Here is a 23333-nt window from a genome sequence, read left to right on the forward strand (position 1 = left end):
TCGACGCCTTGGCAGAACTTTGAAGGAGGCCATGCTGGCCTTGGGTTATTAACTGAAGGTTAAGCTGGTCCTAGGACTGCCGCGAGCGTTGCAGCGCCTGGCCGCTGTTCGGCCCGATGCTATCAGCCCGACGAACATCTCCAAACCGGTTCATAATCCCCCCTTAATCACGAATCGGTGCAATGCCATCTTCCCCACCCAGGAGACCCCCCATGCACGTTCTGCTCTGTGAGGACGACGACCTGATCGCCAGCGGCATCTGCGCTGGCCTTTCGGCCCAGGGCCTGACCGTGGACCGGGTGGCCAGCGCCTCGCAGGCCCGGCAGATGCTGCAGACCGCGAAGTTCGACGTGATGATCCTCGACCTGGGACTGCCCGACGAAGATGGCCTGAAGTTGCTGCGCCGCCTGCGCCAGCAGGGCGAGGTTCTGCCGGTATTGGTACTCACCGCCCGTGACGCGATCACCGACCGAGTCGATGGCCTGCAGGCCGGCGCCGACGACTACCTGCTCAAGCCCTTCGACCTGCGCGAACTGGCTGCTCGTCTGCACACCTTGTTACGCCGTGTGGCTGGGCGGGCGGTGAACGTGATCGAGCATGGCCCGCTGCGGTACGACCCCAGTAGTTGCGAGGCCTCTCTGGCTGGCCGGCCACTGGACTTGTCGCGGCGCGAACAGGCGCTGCTCCAGGCGCTGCTGCAGAACCCGGGGCGTGTACTGTCCAGCGAGCAGCTCAAGGATTGCGTCTACGGTTTCGGCGACGAGGTCGAAAGCAATGCGCTGAACGTGCATATCCACCACCTGCGGCGCAAGCTGGGCAACAGCATCGTCGAAACAGTGCGCGGGCTCGGCTATCGCCTGGGGCCGGCCCAGGCGCCGGAGGAGGCCGCATCATGAGCCTGCGGGTACGCCTGTCGCTGATCCTCGGCAGCGTCTTCATCGTCATCTGGGCACTGGCGGCGGCCTGGATGCTGCGTGACCTGCGCCAGCAGATGATGTTCTCCCTCGACCAGCGGCTGGTGGCCTCGGCGCGCATGGTCGCGGGGTTGATCGACCAGTTGCCACAGCCCTTGGCCGCCAAGGGTCAGGACGCGCATTTCTCCGCCGACCAGTTCAGCGTGCCGGATGGCATGGCCTGCCAGGTCAGCTCGTTGCGCGGCGAGATCCTCGCCAGCAACCACAAGCACGATGGCGCCATGGACGACGAGCGCAGCGGGTTCCGTGACCAGACCATCGATGGCGCCTCATGGCGTACTTTCACCTACAACCATGGCGACGTGCGCATCACCACCGCCGATCGTCACCAGGAGCGCGAGGCGCTGAACCAGTCGATCCTGCTGGCGGCCTCGGCGCCAGTGTTGATGGCCCTGCTGGGCAGCCTGGGGTTGTTGTGGATCGGCCTGGGCAAAGGCTTGGAACCGCTCAACCGGATGCGTGACGCCTTGCGCAGGCGCCGCGCCGACAGCGTTGATCCCTTGCAGGTGTCCGGCCTGCCCAGCGAACTGCAGCCGTTGCTCGATACGCAAAATCAGCTGTTCCTGCGCATCGCCCAGACCCTTGAGCGCGAACGCCGCCTGACCGACGACGCCGCCCACGAGCTGCGCAGCCCGTTGACCGCGATCAAGACCCACCTGCAGGTGGCGCGCATGACCGACGGCGCGGTGCGCGAACAGGCCCTGGAACACGCCGAGCAGGGCGCTGACCGCATGCACCGCACGTTGGAGCAGTTGCTGATGCTGGCGCGGGTCGAAGGCAGCCTGTCGTTCGATGATGGCGTGCAATGCAGCGCCGCTCAGGTCGCCCGACAGGCCATCGAGGATGCCGGGGGCGGCGACAACCGACGTATTCACCTGCACCTGCCCGAGGCGGCGGCCAAGGTCTACCTGAGCATGCCGGCGCCGCTGGCGGTGGCGGCACTGCGCAACCTGCTGGACAACGCCCTGCGCCATGGCGGCGATGCCGCCGTGGAGCTGGATGTGCAGGCGCAGGACGGCCAGGTGGATTTCCTCGTGCGCGACCATGGTCCAGGTATTGCGCAGGGCGATCTCGAACACCTGACCGAGCGTTTCTGGCGCAACGGCCAGAGTGGTGGCTGCGGCCTGGGCCTGGCGATCGTCCAGGCCATTGTCCAGCGCTGCGCCGGCAGCCTGCGTTTCGACAGCCAGGCCGATGGCTTGCGGGTTTGCCTGCAGGTACCGGCGCGCTCGGGCAGTTGATCCGCTGGGCGTTGGCTGGCTGGTGTTGAGGCCGCGTCGGCGTAACAAATCCTACGCCAACCGCTAAATCCGCAGCTCGCTGAAGCGTTTTTCAAGCGATAAGAACCCGACACACATCCGGTTACAGGGCGCGTGGCGGGCACATTCGCTTGCTTGCGAGGGATTTTCCGATGTCGACCGCTTCCAGCCTTGCCCAGGTGTTGCCGGCCAATACGCCGCGCCCGCTGTACGAATTCGAGGACTCACCCCTGTTGCTGCGCCAGCAACAGCAGGAGTCCAACGCCCGCAGTTACCCACGGCGTATCCCGCTGGCGCTCAAGCGCGCCCGTGGCCTGTATGTCGAGGACGTCGAGGGCCGCCAGTTCATCGACTGTCTGGCCGGTGCCGGCACGCTGGCCCTCGGGCACAACCATCCGGTAGTGATCGACGCCATCCAGCGGGTGCTGGCCGACGAGTTGCCACTGCATACCCTGGACCTGACCACGCCGGTCAAGGACCAGTTCGTCCAGGACCTGTTCGGCCTGTTGCCCGAGGGGCTGCGAGGCGAAGCCAAGATCCAGTTCTGCGGCCCGACCGGCACCGATGCGGTGGAGGCCGCGCTCAAGCTGGTGCGCACCGTGACCGGGCGCAGCACCGTGCTGGCGTTCCAGGGTGCCTACCACGGCATGACCCAGGGCGCCTTGAGCCTGATGGGCAGCCTCGGGCCGAAAAAGCCCCTTGGCGCGCTGCTGAACAATGGCGTGCAGTTCCTGCCTTACCCCTATGACTACCGTTGCCCGTTTGGCCTGGGTGGCGAGGCGGGCGTGCGCGCCAACCTGCACTACCTGGAAAACCTGCTGAACGACCCCGAGGCCGGGGTGGCGCTGCCGGCGGCGGTGATCGTCGAGGTGGTGCAGGGCGAGGGTGGCGTGATCCCTGCCGATATCGAGTGGCTGCGCGGGTTGCGCCGGATCACCGAGCAGGCCGGAGTGGCGCTGATCGTCGACGAGATCCAGAGCGGTTTTGCCCGCACCGGCAAGATGTTCGCCTTCGAGCACGCCGGCATCGTGCCGGACGTGGTCACCCTGTCCAAGGCCATCGGCGGCAGCCTGCCGCTGGCGGTGATGGTCTACCGCGATTGGCTCGACCAGTGGTCGCCGGGCGCCCATGCCGGCACCTTCCGTGGTAACCAGATGGCCATGGCCGCGGGCTCCGCGGTGATGAAGTATCTGGTCGAGCACCGTCTGTGCGAACACGCCGAAGCCATGGGCCAGCGCCTGCGCGGGCACCTGCAACGCTTGCAGCAGGACTATCCGCAGCTCGGCGACATTCGTGGTCGCGGCTTGATGCTGGGCGTGGAGCTGGTGGATCCGGCGGGCAAGCGCGACGCGCAGGGACACCCGCCGGCATGCCGCAGCCTGGCGCCGAAGGTGCAGCGCGAGTGCCTGCGCCGCGGCCTGATCCTCGAGCTGGGTGGCCGCCATGGTGCTGTGGTGCGCTTCCTGCCGCCGTTGATCATCAGTGCCGAACAGATCGATGAAGTGGCCGCAAGATTTGCCGAAGCCGTCGCGGCGGCGGTCAAGGCCGGTTGATGTTCCGGGGCTGCGTTCAGCCCCTTCGTCTATTGCTGGTCAGGGCCCCATCGCCGGCAAGCCGGCGATGGGGCGCAAGGCGCCCCTGCTCATGCTCAGTCGAACACGCGCCCGGCGCGCCAGTACCCCATCAGCGTCAGGCTTTCTCGCGGCAGCCCGCGTTCCTTGATCAGGTAGCGGCGGATATCCATGACAGTCCCCGACTCCCCGGCGATCCAGGCATGGAAGTCGCCGTGTTCGCCGCAGGCCTGTTCCCACAAGATGGTTTCGTCGATATCCACGTCTTCCAGCTCGACTGTCGACGCGCCACGCAGCGCCGGCAGGCTGGCCAGCTCGCGCACGGCGTGCTGCATGCCTTGGCCGTGCTCGCTGCGCAGCAGGTCGCGTGGCAGCCAGTGCAGGCGGGTGGCCGGGCTCTGGCGCAGGTCGAGACAGTCGGCTTCCAACGGGACTTCGATGAAGGCTTCGACTGCCAGCTCCGGCGCGGTCGTGGCCAGCTGTTCGAGGATGCCGGCAATCGCCGGCAGGGCGGTTTCGTCACCGATCAGCAGAATGCGCCGGGCGCTGCGTGGCGGTTTCCACTCATAGCCGCCGGCGTCGTCGGCATACGCCAGGTTGGGGGCGACCATCTGCAGGCGGTCGCCGACGCGGGCATGGGTGGCCCAGGCCGAGGCGGGGCCATTGACGCCGTGCAGGACGAAGTCCACATCCACCTCCAGCGCCTCGCGGCGCAGGGCGCGGATGGTGTAGGTGCGCATGGGCGGCATGTCTTGCGCCGGCAGTTCGCGCCGCGCCTGCTGCCATTGCGCGTGCTTGGGCAGGTTGGATGGCGCGCCGGCTGGCGTCGGAAACAGCAACTTGACGCGCTGGTCGGGGGCCAGGGTGGTCATCTGCGCGACGTCCTCGCCGGTGAAGACGAAGCGCGTCAGTGAGGGGCTCAGGGTTTCGATGGCTTTGAGGTCGAGGTCGAAGAGCCGGTAGGGCGTGGTCTGGGCAGCAGGTGCCAGGCGGGCAAGCGGGGAGGTCATGGGCATGCCTCTGTCAGCGGGAGATATCCATCAGACGAGCGCACTGCGCGGTTAATTAGCCGGTGCGTGCCGCGCCTAAATTTCCCCGGCCCGCCTACGTTCTAGCTTGGATAGCAGTCGCGGCACGCGAAGACGGATTGAGGCGCAATGACAATTTCCCGACGAGGATTCATCGCCGGCCTGGCTGTGGCGGGCGCCACAGGCACGGCGGCCTATTACGCGCACAAGCAGTTGACCCATGACCCCGAGGACGACATCGTCACGCCTGGGGAAGCCAGCGTCGAGCTGGCCGACTACGCAGGCCAGATACTCGCGGACCAACTGCGCGGCGTCTGGGAAATCCGCTTCGAGGGTGCCGAACGCGGCCTGGATGGGCTGCCCCAGCAAGGTGTCGAGATGTTCCTCGACGTCGCCACCAAGGGGCGCGGGCTGCGCGGTTTCGTCGATACCGGCGAGCGCTTGCGTGGGGCTGGCGAGCCGGCCTACCGCGTGCTGGGCGACCTGGTCGGCGCCAGCAGCGCGCAGGTGCGCTGGCGCCTGGTCAACCAGCATGGCGGGCCGGGCTATGAATGCGTGGCCAGTCTGGACGAAGTCTGGGCCGAGTTCGCCAATGCCGGCAGCGGCACGCTGACCGGGCGCGTGCAGCGTCTGGACCGGCCACTGACCCTGCCGGTGCCCGACAGCCGCTTCGTCGCAGTCAAGCGGTTGTTCCCCGAGGCCCGTGAGCGCCTGCCTTACACCCCCGAGATGCTGGCCTGGGTGGTCGGTGCCGAACACCGCTTGTTCCACCAGCTTTGGCACGCCACTCGCGACAAGTGGCACAAGCTGCCGGAGAAAAAGCAGGATGCCCTGCGTGGCCTGGGCTGGCAGCCGGGGCCACGGGACCGTGAGCGCGATGCCCGTGGCCCGCGCAAGCACCGCAATGGCTCCGGTATCGATTTCCTGTTCATGCACCGGCACATGCTGATGTATGCGCGCACCTTGCAGGATCTGCCTTCCTGGCAGCGCTTCCCGCTGCCGCAGCCGAGCGTCGAGTTCGATCGAACAGGTTTCGCCCGATTCTTCGACAACCACGACGGCTACTGCGTGCCGCCAGGCTGGCAGGCGCCGGGCGACGAGGCCTATGGCCAGTGGGTCGGGGCGATCAAGGCCGGGGAAACCTATTGCAGCAATTTCCAGGTATGGGAGTCGCAGTACCAGGATCCGGTGTACCTGTCGAAACTGACCCTGGGTGCCTTCGGTTCGGAACTGGAGATGAACCTGCACGACTGGTTGCACATGTGTTGGGCGTCGGTGCCGCGCGATCCCAACAATGGCGCGCCGGTGCCGTTCGCCCGCGACCAGGCGGATTTCGCCGCGCGCTGGTTCGAGCCTGAGAACGACTTCCTCGGTGATCCGTTCTCATCCCATGTGCATCCGGTGTTCTGGGGCTTCCATGGCTGGATCGACGACCGTATCGACGACTGGTTCCGTGCCCATGAGCGTCATCACCCCGGCCAGGTGCGGCGCCTGGAGGTCAACGGTGTGCCCTGGTTCGCCCCAGGCCGCTGGGTGGAGGTCGACGACCCTTGGCTGGGGCCGGACACTCATGGTTGCAGCACACAGCCAGGCATGCGCCTGGGCAAGTCGGTGGAGATGGACGTGGAGACCATGAAACTGGCCCTGCGCATCACCTTCGGTGACGAGGAGAAGCTGGAAAACCTGCTGCGCAAGGTGCCGCAACGCCCCTGGTACGCGCGCCACCTGTCACTGAAGAACATCGTGCCCTGATGCACCCCGCCCCCCCCCTGCAGTTGCGGGCAAACCCGCGATTGCAGGGGGGCGTGCCCTACAGCTTGCCTGGCGTCTGCCAGCCCCCACCCAATGCCTTGTACAGCGCCACGCTTCCCTGCAGCTGTTCCAGGCGCAACTGCGCCTGCTGGTCCTGGGCCAGATACAACGTGCGCTGGGTCTCGAGCACGGTCAGCAGGGTCTCGGCGCCGGCGGCGTAACGTTGCTGGGCCAGGTCGAAGGCGATGCGTGCCTGCTCCACCTCCTGGTCCTGCCAGCGGCGCTGGCGTTCAACACCGGCGATGGCGTTCAAGGCTTTCTCCACATCCGCGAAGCCCGCCAGGATGCTGCCGCGGTACAGCTCCAGCAATTCCTCCTGTTCGGCGCTGGCCTGGTCCCGTGCGGCGCTGAGGCGACCGTTGTTGAAGATCGGCGCGGCGAGGCCGGCAGTCAGGGTGTAGTAGGGGCTGTCGAAGACGTTGGGCAGGGTGCGCGCACCGCTGCCCAGGTTCGCGCCGAGTATCAGGCGAGGCAGCATGGCCGCCCGGGCCACCTGAACGTTGGCGCTGGCCGCCGCCAGGCGCGCCTCGGCGGCGGCGATGTCGGGCCGGCGGCCGAGCAGTTCGCTGGGCACGCCGCTGCCGATGCTGGGCCACTGTACGTTGCTGATCATTTCGCGATTTCCGGGCAGGGCCTGCACCGGGTCACCCAGTAGGGTGGCGAGGACGATGCGGTTGTCCTGGCGACGCTGTTCGAGCAACGGCAGTTGGCGTTCCTGGGCCGCCACCAGGCTGCGCTGCTGGGCCAGCTCCAGGCGGGTGGCCGAGCCTGAGCGTTCGCGCGCCTCGACCAGCCCCAGCACGTCGCGGGCATTGTCCAGGTTGAGCTGGGCGATGCGCAGTTGCTCGTCGAGTGCCAGGCCTCGCAGGTAGCTGTCGGCCACGGCGCTGACCAGGGTCAGCTCGACGGTCTGGCGATCGAAGCGGCTGGCATCCAGGCTGCGTAGCGCGCTGTCGCGAGTGGCGCGCAGGCCGCCCCAGAAATCTATCTCGTAGCTGGCGCTCAGGCGGGTGCCGAACGAGGTGCTGGTGCGCTCGCTGCTACTGGCGTCCAGCTGGCTGTTGCCTTCACCGCGCAACAGGCGCTGTCGGCTGCCATCCAAGCCGAGCTGTACTTCTGGCAGTAAGGGCGCGCCGGCGATAACCGCGATAGCCTGGGCCTTGCGCACCCGCGCCGCGGCTGCCGCCAGGTCGTGGCTGTTCGAGCGTGCGCGCTCGACCAGGCGGTCCAGTTCCTGGCTGGCAAAGGCGCGCCACCACTGGTTGTCCGGCAGGGCCTGGTTGGCGCTGGTCGGTCCTTGCCAGGCCGGCGGGGCGTCGATGTTCGCCGCAGGCGGCGGCGGGGTGCTGCAGGCGGTCAGGCCAAGGCTCAGGGCCAGCAAGCTGATACGGCAGGGGATCGTCATGGGTTATTCGCTGGTAAGGGCCTTGACCGGGTCGAGGCGGGCGGCCTTGCGGGCCGGCATGAAACCGAACACCACGCCGGTGATCACGGCGCAGGCAAAGGCGCCGAGGATGGCGGGCAGGGCGAAGGCCACGGCGATGTCGGCCAGCAACAGGCTGCCGCCGATGGCCAGGGCCAGGACGATGCCGGTCACGCCGCCGACCATCGACAGCATCACCGCCTCGGTGAGGAATTGGCGCAGGATGTCGCGTTGGCGCGCGCCGGTAGCCATGCGGATGCCGATCTCGCGGGTGCGTTCGCGCACGGTCATGAGCATGATGTTCATCACGCCGATGCCACCCACCAGCAAGGAGATCGCGGCAATCGCACCGAGCATCAGCGACAGGCTGTTCTGCGTGCGGGCCTCGGCCTGGATCAGCGCGGCGTCGTTGGTCAGGACGAAGTCATTCTTGCCCTGGTGACGCTGCAGCATCAGGCGCTCGATCGCCTGTTCGGTCTCTTTCACCCGGCTGGAGTCCTGCGCGGCGATGGTGACGTATTCCGGGTCGCGGCTGCCGAACAGGCGGATGGAGGCGGCGGAGTAGGGCACCACCACGCGCTCGTCGCTGTCCTCGCTGCCGGAGCTGGCGCCTTTGCCCTGGAGCACGCCGATCACCTGGAACGGCACGTTGCCGATCAGCAGGTACTGACCGAGCGGATTGCTGCCGGGGCCGAACATCTTGTCGCGCACCTTCTGCCCGATCACGGCCACGGCGGCGCCGTTGGCTTCGTCGGCCTCGCTGTAGAAGCTGCCCTCGACCACGGGCCAGTTGAAGATCTCGGGGAACCAGGTGTTGTTGCCGCCAACGTAGAACTGCTCGCCCTTGTTGCCGTGGCGCACCATGAGCTTGTCGCCGATCACCGGCATGACCCGCTTGACCTGGGGCAGTTCGCCGATGGCGTCGACATCGTCGAGGGTGACGATGCCCATCAGTTCCTCGGAGGAGTGCTTGCCGTTGAGGTAGAGGATGTTCGAGCCGAATGCGGCCATCTGCGCCATGACCTGGCGCTTGCTGCCTTCGCCGACCGCGAGCATGACCACCACCGAGGCGACCCCGATGATGATGCCGAGCAGGGTCAGGGCGGTGCGGAAGCGGTTGATCCACATCACCCGCCAGGCGGCCTGCAGGGATTCGACCAGTTCGCCTTTCCAGGCGCCGCGCTGGGTGGCGCCGCGGTCCAGGCGCTGGCGCAGGTCGTTGGCCTGCAATTGCCGGGGGATGTCGGCCGATGGCTGGCTGGGCGAGTCGCTGACCACTTCACCGTCGCGTACTTCGATGATCCGTTGGGCGCGAGCGGCGACTTCACGGTCATGGGTGATGAGGATGATCACATGGCCCTGGCTGGCCAGTTCGTCGAGCAGGGTCATCACCTCGGCGCCGCTGTGGCTGTCGAGGGCGCCGGTGGGCTCGTCGGCAAGGATGATGTGCCCGCCGTTCATCAGTGCCCGGGCGATCGACACCCGTTGCTGCTGGCCGCCGGACAACTGGTGCGGGCGGTTGCCGGTACGGCTGGCCAGGCCCAGGCGCTCGAGCAGGGCACGGGCGCGGGCATGGCGTTCGGCGGGCGGGGTGCCGGCGTAGATGGCCGGCATCTCGACGTTCTCCTGGGCCGAGCCCGAAGGGATCAAGTGATAGCCCTGGAACACGAAGCCGAAGGCCTCGCGACGCAGCCAGGCCAACTCGTCGCTGTCCAGTTCGGCAACGTCTCTGCCGGCGAAGCGGTAGCTGCCCGAGGTGGGGCGGTCGAGGCAGCCAAGGATGTTCATCAACGTCGATTTGCCGGAGCCCGAGGCGCCGACGATGGCGACGAACTCGCCGGGGTGGATGCTCAGGCTGATGCCACGCAACACCTCGACCCTGGGCGAATCGACACCGCCGTAGACCTTGCGGATGTCGCACAGCTCGATCAGGGGCGTGGCCATCTCAACCCCCACTGGCGGCAGGCAGGCCGATGACCAGGCGCTCGCCTTCGTTCAGGCCTTCGAGCACCTGTACCCGCAGGCGGTCGCTCAAGCCGGTCCGTACCTGGCGTGCCTCGACCTGGCCCTTGCTGTTCAGCACCTGCGCCAGGCGCACGCCGTCGCCGGGGGTGTCGTCCAGCGCGGCCAGGGGCACGCTGAGCACCTGGCTGGCTTGCCCGGCGACGAAGAACACCTGGGTGGTCATCTCCGCCATCAGGGCGCCGTCCGGGTTGTCCACGTCCAGCAGCACGGTGTACTGCACTACCTTGCTGCCGGTGGTGCCGGCGGTGGCGCTGGCCGGGCTGCCACCGCCCTGGCTGGTCTGGTCCAGCGGCTTGGGCGGTACCGGCAGGATCTGGCGCACGGTGCTGGTCCAGCGGCGCTTGCCGCCGGCCAGGGTGTTGAAATAGGCGGTCATGCCCGGTTTGACCTTGCCGATGTCGGCCTCGGAAACCTGGGCCCAGACGGTCATCGGCGAGAGCTTGGCGATCCGCAGGATCAGCGGCGTCTGCTGCTGGGCATTGAGGGTCTGGCCTTCGCGGGCATCCACCGCCACCACGGTACCGCTCATGGGCGCGTAGATACGCGTGTAGCCCAGTTCTGCCTCGTCGCTGCGCAGGCTGGCCTGAGCCTGGCGGATCTGCGCCAGGTACATGTCGATGCGCGCCTGGGTCACCTTCAGTTGCGCCTGTGCTGTCTGCAGGTCCTCCTGGCGGGTGGCGCCGGCGGCGGCCAGACCTTGCTGGCGCTGGTACTGCTGCTGGGCAAGCTGGTATTGCGCACGCTGTTCGGCCAGCTGGGCCTTGAGGTTCTCGATCGAGTAACGCCCGGCGTCGAGCTTGGCCTGTTGTGTGGAGGGGTCGATTTCCACCAGCAACTGGCCCTGGCGTACTTCGTCACCGGCTTCCACATGCAACTTGCGAATCTGCCCCGAGGCCTGGGCGCCGACGTCGACGTAACGGCGCGGTTGCAGGGTGCCCAGGGCGGTGACGCTGCTTTCGATGTCGGCGCGGATCACCGGCACGGTGCTGACCGGTGCGCCGCCGAGCGGCAGGACCTGCCAGGCCACCAGGCTGCCGAGGCCGGCCAGGCCCAGGGCGCCGAACAGCACTCGGCGGCGGGTATTGGATGTGCGTGTCATGCGGGCTTCCAGCCGGAGGTAGTGGCCGAGTGCCGCACGGGGCATGCGCTCGGGGGTCCCAGTTAAACGAATGATGTTGATGACTATTTAACGCAAGGTCGGGGTGGTCTGCGTGTTGCTGCGAATAATTATAATTTGTAAGATCGCACGCTGATATCATCCAGACCCACTGCCCCTGCCTACCAGCGCTCGAGCAGGGAGACGCCAGGTGCCGTCGTGGAACATTACTATCGCGAATTGGTGAGTTTCCTGTCTGCCCGGCTTGGCAATCGCCAAGCGGCCGAAGACGTGGCCCACGATGCCTATGTCCGGGTGCTGGAACGCACGGAGGGTGAGCGGATCGAGCATCCGCGTGCATTCCTTTATCGCACGGCCATGAATCTGGTGATCGACCATCACCGACGGCACCAGGTGCGTCAGGCCGAGCCGCTCGAAGTGCTCGACAACGATGAACGCTGGCACAGCCCGGCACCGACCCAGAGCATGCAGCTCGACCAGCGCCTGGCCCTGATGCAGCAAGCCTTGGGTGAACTTAGCGGGCCTTGCCGCGACAGCTTCCTGCTGCGCAAGCTCGATGGCCTGTCGCACCAGCAGATCGCCGAGCGCCTGGGTATTTCCCGCAGCCTGGTGGAAAAGCACATCGTCAACGCCATGAAGCATTGCCGCGTTCGCATGCGCCAGTGGGAGTCCTGAGCGAGCCGTCCGTGGATGTGAAAATTCCGTAAGTTGGCGACTTGATTTCTCCCGGGTTCACGACAACTATCAATAAAGACCCCCCGTGCAGGCGTCCCGCCTGACGTTGCCGTTGCCGGCGCAGTATGGTCATGGAGTCACCGTCACCACCCAACTGCCCAGGTCCGGACGATGCCTAACAAATCCATGCGCATCCTCATCGCCGACGAGCACCCCGGCCAGCGCCTGCAGCTGGAGAAGATGCTCAATGGCCTGGGTTATTACCGGATTGCTCCGGTGGAGAGTTTCGACGACCTGCAGCGCCTGGTGCATAGCGCCCTTGAACCCTTCAACCTGCTGGTGGGCAACATCGAGCTGGCCAGCCATGCCGGGGTCGACCTGGCACGCTTCTGCCGGGTCAGCTCGCAGATCCAGCACGCGTTGCTGTACCACTCGCCGCACCTGAAAGTGCCTGCCGTGCCACCGAGCGATCGCCATGCCGTCAGTATAAGCCTGCCCCATGCGCCGGACAGCGAGGCGCTGGAATCCTTCATGGCAATCATCGATCTGCCGGTGCTGGTCGGGCAGTTACCGTTGCCACCGGGGCTGGCGGGTGCGTCGAACTATGGCCGGCGGCGCACCAATCTCGCGCAGACGGTCTTCTGTCGCAACCCCTGAGCGGTGGGTGGATTTGCTATCCTCTGGCCTTTTGCCTCGTTGCGGAAGCTGCCATGACTGCCATCGATACCTCCCCCCCGCCACGGTTCAGCCGTAGCGATCACCGGACCCTGGGGCTGGCCGCGCTGGGTGGCGCCCTGGAAATCTACGATTTCATCATCTTCGTGTTCTTCGCGCTGACCCTCAGCCAGCTGTTCTTTCCGCCGGATATGCCGGAATGGCTGCGCCTGCTGCAGAGCTTCGGGATCTTCGTCACCGGTTACCTGGCCAGGCCCCTGGGCGGCATTCTCATGGCCCATTTCGCCGACCACCTGGGGCGCAAACGGGTGTTCAGCCTGAGCATCCTGATGATGGCGCTGCCGTGCCTGCTGATCGGGGTGATGCCGACCTACGCCGACATCGGTTACGCCGCGCCGCTGATCCTGCTGGCGCTGCGCATTCTGCAAGGGGCGGCGGTGGGGGGCGAGGTGCCCAGTGCCTGGACGTTCGTTGCCGAGCACGCGCCAGTCGGGCGTCGTGGCTATGCGCTGGGCTTTCTCCAGGCGGGGCTGACCTTCGGCTACCTGCTCGGGGCGCTGACCGCGACCTTGCTGGCGCAGCTGTTCACGCCCCAGGAGATTCTCGACTATGCCTGGCGCTATCCCTTCCTCTTGGGTGGGGTGTTCGGCGTGGTAGGTGTCTGGCTGCGCCGTTGGTTGAGTGAAACGCCCGTGTTCCTGGCGTTGCGCGAACAGCGGGCGCAGCCGGTGGCATTTCCCTTGCGCAGCGTGCTTGGCAGGCATCGCCGGGCGTTGATCCCGGCGGGGCTGCTGACCTGCGTGCTGACCTCGGCGGTGGTGGTATTGGTGGTGATCACGCCGACCGTGATGCAGCAGCGCTTCGCCATGAGCGCCGGGCATACCTTCGCACTGAGCAGCGTGGGTATCGTCTTTCTGAATATCGGCTGCGTGCTGGCCGGGCTGTTGGTGGACCGCATCGGTGCCTGGCGGGCGCTGATGCTTTACAGCCTGCTGTTGCCACTGGGTATCGGCGCCCTGTACGCAAGCCTGGTGGGCCAATGGGGCGTGACCTGGCTGGCCTACGCCCTGGCCGGCCTGTCCTGTGGCGTGGTGGGGGTGGTGCCGTCGGTGATGGTCGGGCTGTTCCCGGCAGAAATCCGGGTATCGGGGATCTCCTTCACCTACAACGTTGCCTACGCCCTGTGGGCCAGTACCACACCGCTGGCGCTGATCGCGCTGATGCCCTGGAGCCCGTGGGTTTGCGTCGGCTTTTGTCTGATCATGGGCGTGGTTGGGTTGTTGACCGCGTTGTACTTCGGGCGCCGCGAGCCCTTGGTATTCGGCGTCGAGCCGATGCCGATCATGTGTGCTGACAAATAGGCGGTAAAGCGGCGCCGGTGGTGGGGCAGACCTCCAGGTGAGCTTGTTGGACTAACCTGTTGGCCGATCCGCCATCCTCAGCCGTTTGAGGAAGTCCGCGGCGCATGACACGAAAAAGCCCCCAGGCCTCATGGCCTGGGGGCTTTTCTTGTTGCTGGCGGCGGGGCTTACATGTTCGGGTAGGTCGGCCCGCCAGCGCCTTCAGGCGTAACCCAGGTGATGTTCTGGGCCGGGTCCTTGATGTCGCAAGTCTTGCAGTGTACGCAGTTCTGCGCGTTGATCTGGAAGCGCTTGTTGCCGTCTTCCTGGGTGATCACTTCGTAAACGCCTGCCGGGCAGTAGCGCTGCGCCGGTTCGTCGTACAGCGGCAGGTTGCTGGCGATCGGGATGTTCGGGTCGGCAAGCTTCAGGTGGCAGGGCTGTTCCTCTTCATGGTTGGTGCTGGAGAGGAACACCGAGCTGAGCTTGTCGAAGCTGAGCTTGCCGTCTGGTTTCGGGTAGTCGATCTTTTTCGAGTCCGCCGCGAGCTTGAGGCAGGCGTAGTCCGGCTTGGTGTCGTGCAGAGTGAACGGCAGCTTGCCGCCGAACCAGTTTTGGTCGACGTAGTTGAAGGCCGCACCGAGGATCGGGCCGAACTTGTGCATGGCCGGGCCGAAGTTGCGGCTGGCAAACAGTTCTTCGTACAGCCAGCTGGCCTTGAAGGCACTGACATAGCCGTTCAACCGGTCACCGCCTTCACTGCCGGCGATCAGGGCGTCGGCTACCGCGTCGGCGGCGAGCATGCCGGACTTCATTGCAGTGTGGCTGCCTTTGATCTTGGCCACGTTCATGGTGCCCAGGTCGCAACCAATCAGCGCGCCGCCATTGAAGACCATTTTCGGCAGCGAGTTGATGCCACCCTTGGCCAGAGCGCGGGCGCCGTAGCTGATGCGCTTGCCGCCTTCGAGGTACTGGCTGATCACCGGGTGGTGCTTGAGGCGCTGGAATTCGTCGAACGGCGACAGGTACGGGTTGGCGTAGGACAGGTCGACGATCAGGCCGACCACCACCTGGTTGTTCTCCAGGTGATAGAGGAACGAGCCGCCGGTGTTGTCCTTGCTCATCACGTCCAGCGGCCAGCCGGCGGTGTGTACCACCAGGCCCTGCTCATGTTTGGCTGGGTCGATTTCCCAGATTTCCTTGAGGCCGATGCCGTAGTGCTGGACGTCGGACTCATTGTCCAGGTCGAAACGCTTGATCAGTTGCTTGCCGATGTGGCCACGGCAGCCTTCGGCGAACAGGGTGTACTTGGCACGCAGTTCCATGCCCGGGGTGTACAAGCCGTCCTTCGGCTGGCCTTCACGGTCGACGCCCAGGTCGCCGGTGACGATGCCACGGACCACGCCGTTTTCATCGAACAGTGCTTCCTGGGCGGCGAAGCCCGGGTAGATCTCGACGCCCAGGTTCTCGGCCTGCTGGGCCAGCCAGCGGCACAGGTTGCCCAGGGAGATGATGTAGTTGCCCTGGTTGTGCATGGTCTTGGGCACGAACAGGTCGGGGACCTTGGTCGAGCTGGCGGCATCCTTGAGCACATAGATGTCGTCGCGCTTCACTTCGGTGTTCAGCGGCGCGCCAAGTTCTTTCCAGTCGGGGAACAGTTCGTTCAGGGCGCGCGGCTCGAATACCGCGCCGGAGAGGATGTGGGCGCCGACTTCGGAGCCTTTCTCGACCACGCAGACGCTGATCTCGCTACCGGCTTCGGCGGCCTTCTGCTTCAGGCGGCAGGCGGCGGACAGGCCTGCCGGCCCTGCGCCGACGATGACCACGTCGAATTCCATGTATTCGCGTTCCACAGGTTCTCTCCTACTCAAGGCTCATCGCGTTGCTTGTCTTTTATGGGTGTTCACGGTCACGTGCGGCGTTCAGGTGCTGTAGCTTCGCAGGTGATGGACTACACCGTTTTGTCTTGGCCGCGCATTATATCTACACCACTTGGCGGGTCCAATACAAACGTTTGTTTGAATTTGCCGGAGGCCCGTAAAATCACAGGTGGGCGGCTGGAGGCTGGCCAATTTGCCGTATTGACCGGATTGGGTGTTACGGTCAAGATACGAGCGCTTTCGCGTTCGCCGTAGGCTGACCGTCGGGCGCAGGTGCACCCCTAAAGACCAGGCGTAGAGCAGGGTTTACGGGCCGAATCAGGTGTTGTAGTGGAGTCTACACGCCACGACAGGAAATGACCCGCGGGTTTTGGACCTTCAGGGTCGTAACAGGACTGATCGGTCAACTGAACTTTACTGCTGTCGATACGTTTTTAGAGGTGCCCTTGTACCCACGCGCATTCGCCGGGCAGCCCCCAGGCGACATTCTTTTCACCGGAGAGTAACGAGGAATCCATGAAGGTTCTTGTAGCTGTCAAACGAGTGGTCGACTACAACGTCAAGGTTCGCGTCAAGGCGGACAACTCCGGCGTCGACCTTGCAAACGTCAAGATGTCCATGAACCCCTTCTGCGAAATCGCCGTGGAAGAAGCCGTGCGCCTGAAAGAGAAAGGCGTGGCGAGCGAAATCGTCGTCGTCGCTATCGGCCCGACTGCCGCCCAGGAGCAACTGCGTACTGCCTTGGCTCTGGGTGCCGATCGCGCCATCCTGGTCGAAGCTGCCGACGAACTGAACTCCCTGGCCGTGGCCAAGGCGTTGAAAGCCGTTGTCGACAAAGAACAGCCGCAACTGGTCATCCTCGGCAAGCAGGCGATCGACAGCGACAACAACCAGACCGGCCAGATGCTGGCCGCGCTGACCGGCTACGCCCAGGGCACCTTCGCCTCCAAGGTCGAAGTCGCTGGCGACAAGGTCAACGTTACCCGTGAAATCGACGGCGGTCTGCAGACCGTTGCGTTGAGCCTGCCAGCCATCGTCACTACCGACCTGCGCCTGAACGAGCCGCGCTACGCGTCGCTGCCGAACATCATGAAGGCCAAGAAGAAGCCGCTGGAGACCGTCACTCCCGACGCGCTGGGCGTATCCCTCGCCTCCACCAACAAGACCCTCAAGGTCGAAGCGCCTGCTGCCCGCAGCGCGGGTATCAAGGTCAAGTCGGTGGCCGAACTGGTCGAGAAGCTGAAGAACGAAGCGAAGGTAATCTAAATGACTATCCTGGTTGTCGCTGAACACGAAAACGGTGCCGTAGCTCCGGCCACCCTGAACACTGTCGCTGCCGCCGCCAAGATCGGTGGTGATATCCACGTGCTGGTCGCAGGCCAGAACGTCGGTGGCGTCGCCGAATCCGCCGCCAAGATCGCAGGTGTCGCCAAGGTGCTGGTCGCCGACAATGCCGCCTACGCCCACGCCCTGCCGGAAAACGTCGCGCCACTGCTGGTCGAGCTGGCCAAGGGTTACAGCCACGTGTTGGCCCCGGCCACCACCAATGGCAAGAACATCCTGCCGCGCGTTGCCGCGCTGTTGGACGTCGACCAGATCTCCGAGATCATCTCGGTTGAGTCGGCCGATACCTTCAAGCGTCCGATCTACGCTGGTAACGCCATCGCCACCGTGCAGTCGAGCGCTGCCGTGAAGGTCATCACCGTGCGTACCACCGGCTTCGACGCCGTGGCCGCCGAAGGTGGTTCGGCCGCTGTCGAAGCAGTTGCTGCCGCCCACGACGCTGGCAAGTCGGCCTTCGTTGGCGAAGAGCTGGCCAAGTCCGACCGTCCTGAACTGACCGCTGCCAAGATCGTCGTTTCCGGCGGTCGTGGCATGGGCAACGGTGACAACTTCAAGCACCTGTATGCCCTGGCCGACAAGCTCGGTGCCGCCGTCGGTGCCTCGCGCGCCGCGGTCGACGCAGGCTTCGTGCCGAACGACATGCAGGTCGGTCAGACCGGCAAGATCGTCGCGCCGCAGCTGTACATCGCCGTCGGTATCTCCGGCGCGATCCAGCATCTGGCGGGTATGAAGGACTCGAAAGTGATCGTCGCGATCAACAAGGACGAAGAGGCACCGATCTTCCAGGTCGCTGACTACGGCCTGGTCGCCGACCTGTTCGAAGCGGTTCCGGAGCTGGAAAAGCTGGTCTGATCCGCCTGCTTCACTTATAAAGAACCCGGCCCGCCCTTGGCGGTCCGGGTTTTTTCATGGATTTTTTCAGGGGCGGGGAGAGTTTGCATGGCGTTTCGCTGGAGCAAGGGAGGGCTGGCCTGTGTGCTGGCGTTGCTGTCGACTCAAGCCTATGCAGTGGGTAAATGCGAGCGCCTGGTGGCCACCGGCAGCCCGGATGCGCCGCCGTATTCCTGGCAGGATCCGCAAGACCCCAAGCACCTGATCGGCGCCAATGTCGACCTGCTTCGCCAAGTCGCCGCCGAGCTTGGGGTGAAGGTCGAGGTGCTGCACGCCGGCAAGCGCGAGCAGGCGCTGGAGGAAGTGCGCAGCGGGCGCATGGACCTGTTGCTCGACACGCCGATGCAGGTAACCCAGCTGACCAGCCTGGACTACATCCACCCAGCCTTGCAGCTCAATGAATACCTGGTCTGGACCCGTCACGACGCGCCCCTGGTGTTCGACGGCCCGGCCGACCTTGCCCGCTACCAGGGCGCCCTGTCGGAGAAGGCCCGCCTGACACCGGCCTTCGAGGCGTTCGCCAAGGCCCAGCTCAAGCTGGAACCGGCGCAGAACCTGACGCAGGCCTTCCAGAAACTGGTGCTTGGCCAGGTCGACTATGTGCTGGCCGGGCGTTACTCGGGCATGGCCATGGCCCAGAGCCTGGGCGTGGGTAACGACCTCATCGCGCGGGGCTTGCCGGTTGACCGGCCGGGGTTGTACCTGACGGTGTCGCACAACTCGGCCTGCAACGACAGCTGGTTGCGCGGACAACTGGCGAAAAAGCTGACAGAATTGCCGATCTCCGGGGCGAGCGAGGCTGTGCTGCAGCGCAATGTCGAGCGTTGGAAGGCGCAGATGCAGGCGTCGCAGGGTGCCCCCAAACAGTAGGAAGCGTGTGTGAGAATCCAACCCTTGATGCTCGCCCTGGCCGTGCTTGGCCTGGCCGGCTGTGCCAATGACCCGGCACCCAATGAACAGCTGCGCTTGTCTGAGCAGGCGCTCGAGCAGGCCAAGGCGGTCGGTGCCACCGAGCAGGTGCCGGAGTTCAAGTTGGCCGAAGACAAACTGGCCCGCGCCAAGAGCAATATGCTTGGTGAAAGCTATCGCGACGCACGCATGCGCGCCGAGCAGGCCGAGCTCGATGCCCGCCTGGCCGAGGCACGGGTACTGAACCAGAAAAGCGAGGAGCAGCTGCAGGTGTTGCAATCGCGTATCAAGCGTCTGCGCAAGCAGTTGGAGGTGCAGCCATGAGCCGCTTCAAGCCCATGGCCGCGTTGGCCTTGCTGGCCCTGGTGGGGTTGCAGGGCTGCGCCAGCCAGCGCAGCGAGTCGGCGCTGGACGACGCCAGCGCCGCGTTCCAGAAGGTCAAGGACAATTCCGATGTGCTGCGTAGCGCGCCCCGTGACGTCATCCGTGCCGGCGAATCGCTGGGGCGCGCGGAGCGTCTGGCCGGTTATGTCGGCACCGGCAGCGATGTACGCCACTACGCCTACCTCAGCCAGCGCTACAGCGAGATCGCCAGTGAGCATGCCAAGCTGGCGCTGAATCAGGAACGACTGACCAAGCTCGACTTGGAGCGTCAGCGCCTGCAATTGGCCCTGCGTGAAGCCAAGCTGGCGAGCGTGCAGCAGCAAGGCAAGTTCGTCGAGGCGCAGATTGTCGCGCTGGCGTCCGAGCAGACCGATCGCGGCCTGGTGATGACCCTGGGTGATGTGCTGTTCGACACCGGCCAGGCCGATCTCAAGAACTCGGCCAGCCGCACCGTGCTCAAGCTGGTGCAGTTCCTTCAGCTCAATCCGCGCCGAGTGGTACGGATCGAGGGTTACACCGACAGCACCGGCGCGGGGGAAGAGAACCTGAAGCTGTCCCGCGATCGTGCCCAGTCGGTGGCCGATATGCTGGTTGACCTGGGCGTGGATGAAAAACGCATCCAGGTCGAGGGTTATGGTGACCAGTACCCGGTAGAGGCCAATGCCTCGGAGCGGGGCAGGGCGCAGAATCGTCGAGTTGAGATTGTTTTCTCCGACGACAAGGGCAAGCTCGCGCCAGCGCGTTAAATTCCTCTCTTCAGTCACGGACGAGCCCGCTCTCGCAGGTGTTCCACATACCTGTCGGAGTGGGCTCGCTTGCGTCAGGGCCTTTGCATTCAATGCAGTGGGCAACGGCAAAGGTGCGTTTGTCGGCGCGCCGACTCAAGTATCGATTGTTGCTTTGTCACGCAACTGTATTGTTGACTATCCTGCAATCTGTCCCAGTACACTTCGCAACTGTTACGGTATTCTGCCTCGGCAGTGAGTCGCATAAGAACAACGATCCCGTCCGCGCTTCGAGAACACGCCATGACCAACCTGCTGCTGTACCAGCGCATTGCCCAGCAACTGGCCGATGACATCCGTCGAGGCGTCTACCAGCCCGGGGAGCGGGTGCCGTCGGTGCGCAAGATGAGCGCGCAGCTCAATGTCAGCCATGCCACCGTGCTGCAGGCCTACGCCAATCTCGAGGATCAGGGCCTGATCCGTGCCCGGCCGCAGTCTGGCTACTACGTCCATCAGACCCCGGCACTGACGGCGCAGACCCCGGATATCGCGCGAGTGGAGCGGCCTGGCCTGGTCACCCGGGCGAGCATCATCCAGCAAGTATTGGTCGAGGCGCGGCGCGATGGGGTTTTCCCGTTCGGCGCTGCGGTGCCCCATGTCGACTACCTGCCCGTGCGTGCCCTGCACCAACAGTTGGCCAAGGTAACGCGCTTCCACAGCCCGCGTGCCTTCAGCTACATGTTCAGCCCGGGTTTCGAGCCATTGCGCCGGCAGATCGCCATTCGCATGCGTGACGCCGGCGTACTGGTCGATCCGCGTGAAGTGGTGGTGACTCACGGCTGCGTCGATGCCCTGCAGATGGCGCTGCGGGTGTTGACCCGACCGGGCGACCTGATCGCGGCCGAGTCGCCCACTTACTATGGCCTGCTGCAGCTGGCCGACCTGCTGGGGCTCAAGGTCATCGAGATTCCCAGTGACCCGTCGACCGGCATCAGTTTGGAGGCCCTGCAACTGGCCGCCAACCAGTGGTCGATCAAGGCGCTGGTGTTGACGGCGCGCTTGAGCAACCCTTTGGGCGGCACTATCCCCGAGGAACGCCAGAAACAGTTGCTGCGCCTGGCCTCGGACTTCGACATACAGATCGTCGAGGACGACATCTATGGCGAGCTGATGTTCGAGCAGGGGCGCACCAAGGCGCTCAAGGCGTTCGATCGCCTCGACCGGGTGATCTACTGTTCGAGCTTTTCCAAGACCCTGTCGCCTGGGGTGCGGGTCGGCTGGATGATCGCTGGGCGTTACCAGGACGAGATCCAGCGCCTGCAGACCTTCACCACGCACTCGGCCTGCAGTGTCACGCAGATGGCAGTGGCTGCCTATCTGGAGAACGGCGGCTACGACCGTCACCTGCGCTACATTCGCCAGGAGTATCGCAAGAACCTCAGTGCCTACCAGCTGGCGGTGCAGCAGCATTTCCCGGAGGGCACCCAGATGACCCGGCCTACAGGGGGCTTCATTCTTTGGGTCAGTCTGCCGGGGCGGGTCAATACCCAGGAGCTGCACGTGCGGGCGCTGGAGCAGGGGATCAGTATCGCGCCGGGGCTGATTTTCAGTAATACGGAGCAGTTCAACCACTGTATCCGGCTTAATTGCGGCATTCCCTGGAATCGCGAGGCGGAGCGCGCGGTGATGACCCTGGGGCTGTTGGCCCAACAATTGTGCCGCGAGCCGACAGGTTCACTTCTGTAGGCTTGTCAGATGAGCGGGGAACAGGGAGCATACGCGTTTTGCAGCTTACGCTCCCGGTACCCATGAACCTGTTTCGTCCTCTTGTCATTGCCTTGTGTTGCGCGTTGCCTTGGCTGCTGGCCGGGGCGGTGCAGGCTGCCGAGCCTGCTGCCAAGGCGCAGGCGGCGCCCAAGTCGGCGGCCAAGGTTGTAGCCAAGCCCAAACCAAAGGCCAAACCAAAGGCCAAGCCCAAGGTGAAGGCCAAGCCTGTCAGCAAGGCTGTCGCGAAACCGCTGCCCAAGCCGAAGATCGACCTGAGCCTGCCGAGTGAGATGGTCAGGCATCTCGAGCCGGACCTGGGTGATGGGCCGGTGGTGCGCAAGCCGCTGCTGCCGTCGATGTTCCCCACCAAGCCGGAATCCGACAGCAGCCCGTTCCAGCTCAACGGCCGGCTGATCAGCAACGAAATGCAGCTGCAGTTGCGCAACGACAGCCGGCGCGACGTCGACGGCGCGGCGATCGATTTCGAATTCCGCAACTGACTGCCTGGTCACGGTCTTTTTCATTCGCTCGGCAATTTCAAACAAATGTTTGAGCGGTTAGTATCCAGGGACGTTCGTCCCGTTTTGCTCCTGGGAGTCCTGTTGTCATGAAATGCCGCGAGGGCTGCGGTGCCTGCTGCATCGCCCCGTCCATCAGTTCGCCTATCCCCGGCATGCCGCAGGGCAAGCCGGCCGGCGAACGTTGCCTGCACCTGAATGTCGAAAATCTCTGTGCGCTGTTCGGCAAGCCCGAGCGACCGCAGGTGTGTGGCGGCTTCAAGGCGGAAGTGGATATTTGTGGCAACGATCGTGACGAGGCCATTCGCGTCATCGGGTGGCTGGAGCAGATGACGGCGGCGTGACAGGTTGGATCCTCGACAACAAGGAACAAGATGATGAGATCGATCAAGCGTATTGCACTGCTGTGTGGCATGGGTGTCGTGCTGGCACCGACGGCCTGGGCAGAGAACTGGCAGGTGGCCAAGGACGAGGAGGGGATCAAGGTGTCTCTCAGCGAGGTCGCCGGTTCCAAGTACAAGGCCTACCGAGGCGTGGCGGTGATCAAGGCGCCGTTGGCCAAGGTCAAGGCATTGCAGGAAGACGTGGTGGGGGCCTGCGCCTGGATCCACGAGTGCAAGTCGCAGAAACTGCTCAAGAGCGAGGGCGACCAGAGCTGGACCTACACCCAGTTCAATACCCCCTGGCCGGTGACGCCACGGGATTCGATCCTGCATGTGACCACTGTCCAGGAGGCTGATGGCAGCCTGACCCGCAAGCTTGAGGGGCAGCCGAAGTATCTGCCGGAGGAAAAGGGCTTTGTGCGCGTCGCCCAGGTAGAGGGCTTCTGGAAGCTGGTGCCCAAGGGCGACAGCACCGAGGTGACCTATCAGGTGCATACCGAGCCGGGTGGCAGCGTGCCGTCCTGGCTGGCCAACAAGTTCGTGGTAGATGCGCCGTTCAATACCCTGAAGGGGTTGAAGGAGCGTGCCGAGAAGCAGTGATCGGTGCCGGCAACGCAGAAACAAGAAAGGCTG

General features: G+C 64.9%; 21 protein-coding genes. 16 read left to right on the plus strand and 5 right to left on the minus strand.

All coding sequences use genetic code 11. From position 1 onward, the window contains the following. Nucleotides 1-212 precede the first annotated feature (212 nt). The 3 genes from KSS90_RS08650 (at nucleotide 213) to KSS90_RS08660 (ending at nucleotide 3786) form a co-directional block, all read left to right on the plus strand. Nucleotides 213-896: a response regulator gene (locus KSS90_RS08650; protein ID WP_217869013.1), complete on the plus strand. Its 684-nt coding sequence runs from the start codon at nucleotides 213-215 to the stop codon at nucleotides 894-896. Next, complete coding sequence (locus KSS90_RS08655) at nucleotides 893-2215, plus strand: ATP-binding protein (RefSeq protein WP_217869014.1); 1323 nt, start codon at nucleotides 893-895, stop codon at nucleotides 2213-2215. The genes KSS90_RS08650 and KSS90_RS08655 overlap by 4 nt, the downstream gene beginning before the upstream one ends. Before the next feature lie 170 nt (nucleotides 2216-2385). Beyond that, on the plus strand, nucleotides 2386-3786 hold the full coding sequence (locus KSS90_RS08660) for an aspartate aminotransferase family protein (RefSeq protein ID WP_217869015.1): 1401 nt from the start codon (nucleotides 2386-2388) through the stop codon (nucleotides 3784-3786). Nucleotides 3787-3881: 95 nt separating this feature from the next. On the opposite strand, the gene KSS90_RS08665 is transcribed toward KSS90_RS08660, so the two are convergent. Further along, nucleotides 3882-4814 carry a siderophore-interacting protein gene (locus KSS90_RS08665; RefSeq protein ID WP_217869016.1) on the minus strand — a complete coding sequence of 311 codons (933 nt, stop codon included), beginning with the start codon at nucleotides 4812-4814 and terminating at the stop codon, nucleotides 3882-3884. 147 nt (nucleotides 4815-4961) lie between these two features. On the opposite strand from KSS90_RS08665, the gene pvdP reads away from it, so the two are divergent. Beyond that, nucleotides 4962-6584 carry a pyoverdine maturation tyrosinase PvdP gene (gene pvdP, locus KSS90_RS08670; protein WP_217869017.1) on the plus strand — a complete coding sequence of 541 codons (1623 nt, stop codon included), beginning with the start codon at nucleotides 4962-4964 and terminating at the stop codon, nucleotides 6582-6584. A gap of 58 nt (nucleotides 6585-6642) precedes the next feature. On the opposite strand, the gene KSS90_RS08675 is transcribed toward pvdP, so the two are convergent. The 3 genes from KSS90_RS08675 to KSS90_RS08685 are packed head-to-tail and all read right to left on the minus strand — an operon-like array spanning nucleotide 6643 to nucleotide 11191. Beyond that, nucleotides 6643-8049: an efflux transporter outer membrane subunit gene (locus KSS90_RS08675; RefSeq protein WP_217869018.1), complete on the minus strand. Its 1407-nt coding sequence runs from the start codon at nucleotides 8047-8049 to the stop codon at nucleotides 6643-6645. Between the two features lie 3 nt (nucleotides 8050-8052). Then, the gene (locus KSS90_RS08680) at nucleotides 8053-10011 is read right to left on the minus strand and encodes a MacB family efflux pump subunit (RefSeq protein ID WP_217869019.1); all 1959 of its coding nucleotides are present in this window, start codon (nucleotides 10009-10011) and stop codon (nucleotides 8053-8055) included. Between the two features lies 1 nt (nucleotide 10012). Beyond that, a complete protein-coding gene (locus KSS90_RS08685; protein WP_217869020.1) occupies nucleotides 10013-11191 on the minus strand; it encodes an efflux RND transporter periplasmic adaptor subunit in 1179 nt (392 codons plus the stop codon). Nucleotides 11192-11407: 216 nt separating this feature from the next. Here KSS90_RS08685 and KSS90_RS08690 point away from each other — a divergent pair, with 216 nt between their 5' ends. The 3 genes from KSS90_RS08690 (at nucleotide 11408) to KSS90_RS08700 (ending at nucleotide 13920) form a co-directional block, all read left to right on the plus strand. After that, nucleotides 11408-11884, plus strand: a complete 477-nt coding sequence (locus KSS90_RS08690; RefSeq protein WP_217869021.1) for a sigma-70 family RNA polymerase sigma factor — start codon at nucleotides 11408-11410, stop codon at nucleotides 11882-11884. A gap of 171 nt (nucleotides 11885-12055) precedes the next feature. Next, entirely contained in the window at nucleotides 12056-12541 is a 486-nt protein-coding gene (locus KSS90_RS08695; RefSeq protein ID WP_217869022.1) for a histidine kinase, read from the plus strand. A gap of 53 nt (nucleotides 12542-12594) precedes the next feature. Continuing rightward, the gene (locus KSS90_RS08700) at nucleotides 12595-13920 is read left to right on the plus strand and encodes an MFS transporter (protein ID WP_217869023.1); all 1326 of its coding nucleotides are present in this window, start codon (nucleotides 12595-12597) and stop codon (nucleotides 13918-13920) included. Between the two features lie 167 nt (nucleotides 13921-14087). On the opposite strand, the gene KSS90_RS08705 is transcribed toward KSS90_RS08700, so the two are convergent. Further along, the gene (locus KSS90_RS08705; protein WP_217869024.1) at nucleotides 14088-15752 is read right to left on the minus strand and encodes an electron transfer flavoprotein-ubiquinone oxidoreductase; all 1665 of its coding nucleotides are present in this window, start codon (nucleotides 15750-15752) and stop codon (nucleotides 14088-14090) included. Nucleotides 15753-16295: 543 nt separating this feature from the next. On the opposite strand from KSS90_RS08705, the gene KSS90_RS08710 reads away from it, so the two are divergent. The 9 genes from KSS90_RS08710 to KSS90_RS08750 all read left to right on the plus strand — a co-directional run bounded on the left by KSS90_RS08710 (nucleotide 16296) and on the right by KSS90_RS08750 (nucleotide 23300). Continuing rightward, a complete protein-coding gene (locus KSS90_RS08710; protein ID WP_217869025.1) occupies nucleotides 16296-17045 on the plus strand; it encodes an electron transfer flavoprotein subunit beta/FixA family protein in 750 nt (249 codons plus the stop codon). Next, the gene (locus KSS90_RS08715) at nucleotides 17046-17975 is read left to right on the plus strand and encodes an electron transfer flavoprotein subunit alpha/FixB family protein (protein ID WP_217869026.1); all 930 of its coding nucleotides are present in this window, start codon (nucleotides 17046-17048) and stop codon (nucleotides 17973-17975) included. Nucleotides 17976-18062: 87 nt separating this feature from the next. Continuing rightward, complete coding sequence (locus KSS90_RS08720; protein WP_217869027.1) at nucleotides 18063-18884, plus strand: substrate-binding periplasmic protein; 822 nt, start codon at nucleotides 18063-18065, stop codon at nucleotides 18882-18884. A gap of 9 nt (nucleotides 18885-18893) precedes the next feature. Beyond that, on the plus strand, nucleotides 18894-19247 hold the full coding sequence (locus tag KSS90_RS08725; protein WP_102683122.1) for a DUF4398 domain-containing protein: 354 nt from the start codon (nucleotides 18894-18896) through the stop codon (nucleotides 19245-19247). Next, the gene (locus KSS90_RS08730) at nucleotides 19244-20053 is read left to right on the plus strand and encodes an OmpA family protein (protein WP_217869028.1); all 810 of its coding nucleotides are present in this window, start codon (nucleotides 19244-19246) and stop codon (nucleotides 20051-20053) included. The genes KSS90_RS08725 and KSS90_RS08730 overlap by 4 nt, the downstream gene beginning before the upstream one ends. A 282-nt stretch (nucleotides 20054-20335) precedes the next feature. After that, a complete protein-coding gene (locus tag KSS90_RS08735; protein WP_038706507.1) occupies nucleotides 20336-21778 on the plus strand; it encodes an aminotransferase-like domain-containing protein in 1443 nt (480 codons plus the stop codon). Nucleotides 21779-21840: 62 nt separating this feature from the next. Continuing rightward, nucleotides 21841-22299, plus strand: coding sequence for a hypothetical protein (locus KSS90_RS08740; RefSeq protein WP_217869029.1), 459 nt, complete (start codon nucleotides 21841-21843; stop codon nucleotides 22297-22299). Between the two features lie 107 nt (nucleotides 22300-22406). Next, nucleotides 22407-22661, plus strand: a complete 255-nt coding sequence (locus tag KSS90_RS08745) for a YkgJ family cysteine cluster protein (RefSeq protein ID WP_217869030.1) — start codon at nucleotides 22407-22409, stop codon at nucleotides 22659-22661. 33 nt (nucleotides 22662-22694) lie between these two features. Continuing rightward, nucleotides 22695-23300 carry an START domain-containing protein gene (locus KSS90_RS08750; protein ID WP_217869031.1) on the plus strand — a complete coding sequence of 202 codons (606 nt, stop codon included), beginning with the start codon at nucleotides 22695-22697 and terminating at the stop codon, nucleotides 23298-23300. The last annotated feature ends 33 nt before the right edge of the window (nucleotides 23301-23333 follow it).

It is taken from the genome of Pseudomonas maumuensis, assembly GCF_019139675.1.
GTDB classification, from domain to species: Bacteria; Pseudomonadota; Gammaproteobacteria; order Pseudomonadales; family Pseudomonadaceae; genus Aquipseudomonas; species Aquipseudomonas maumuensis.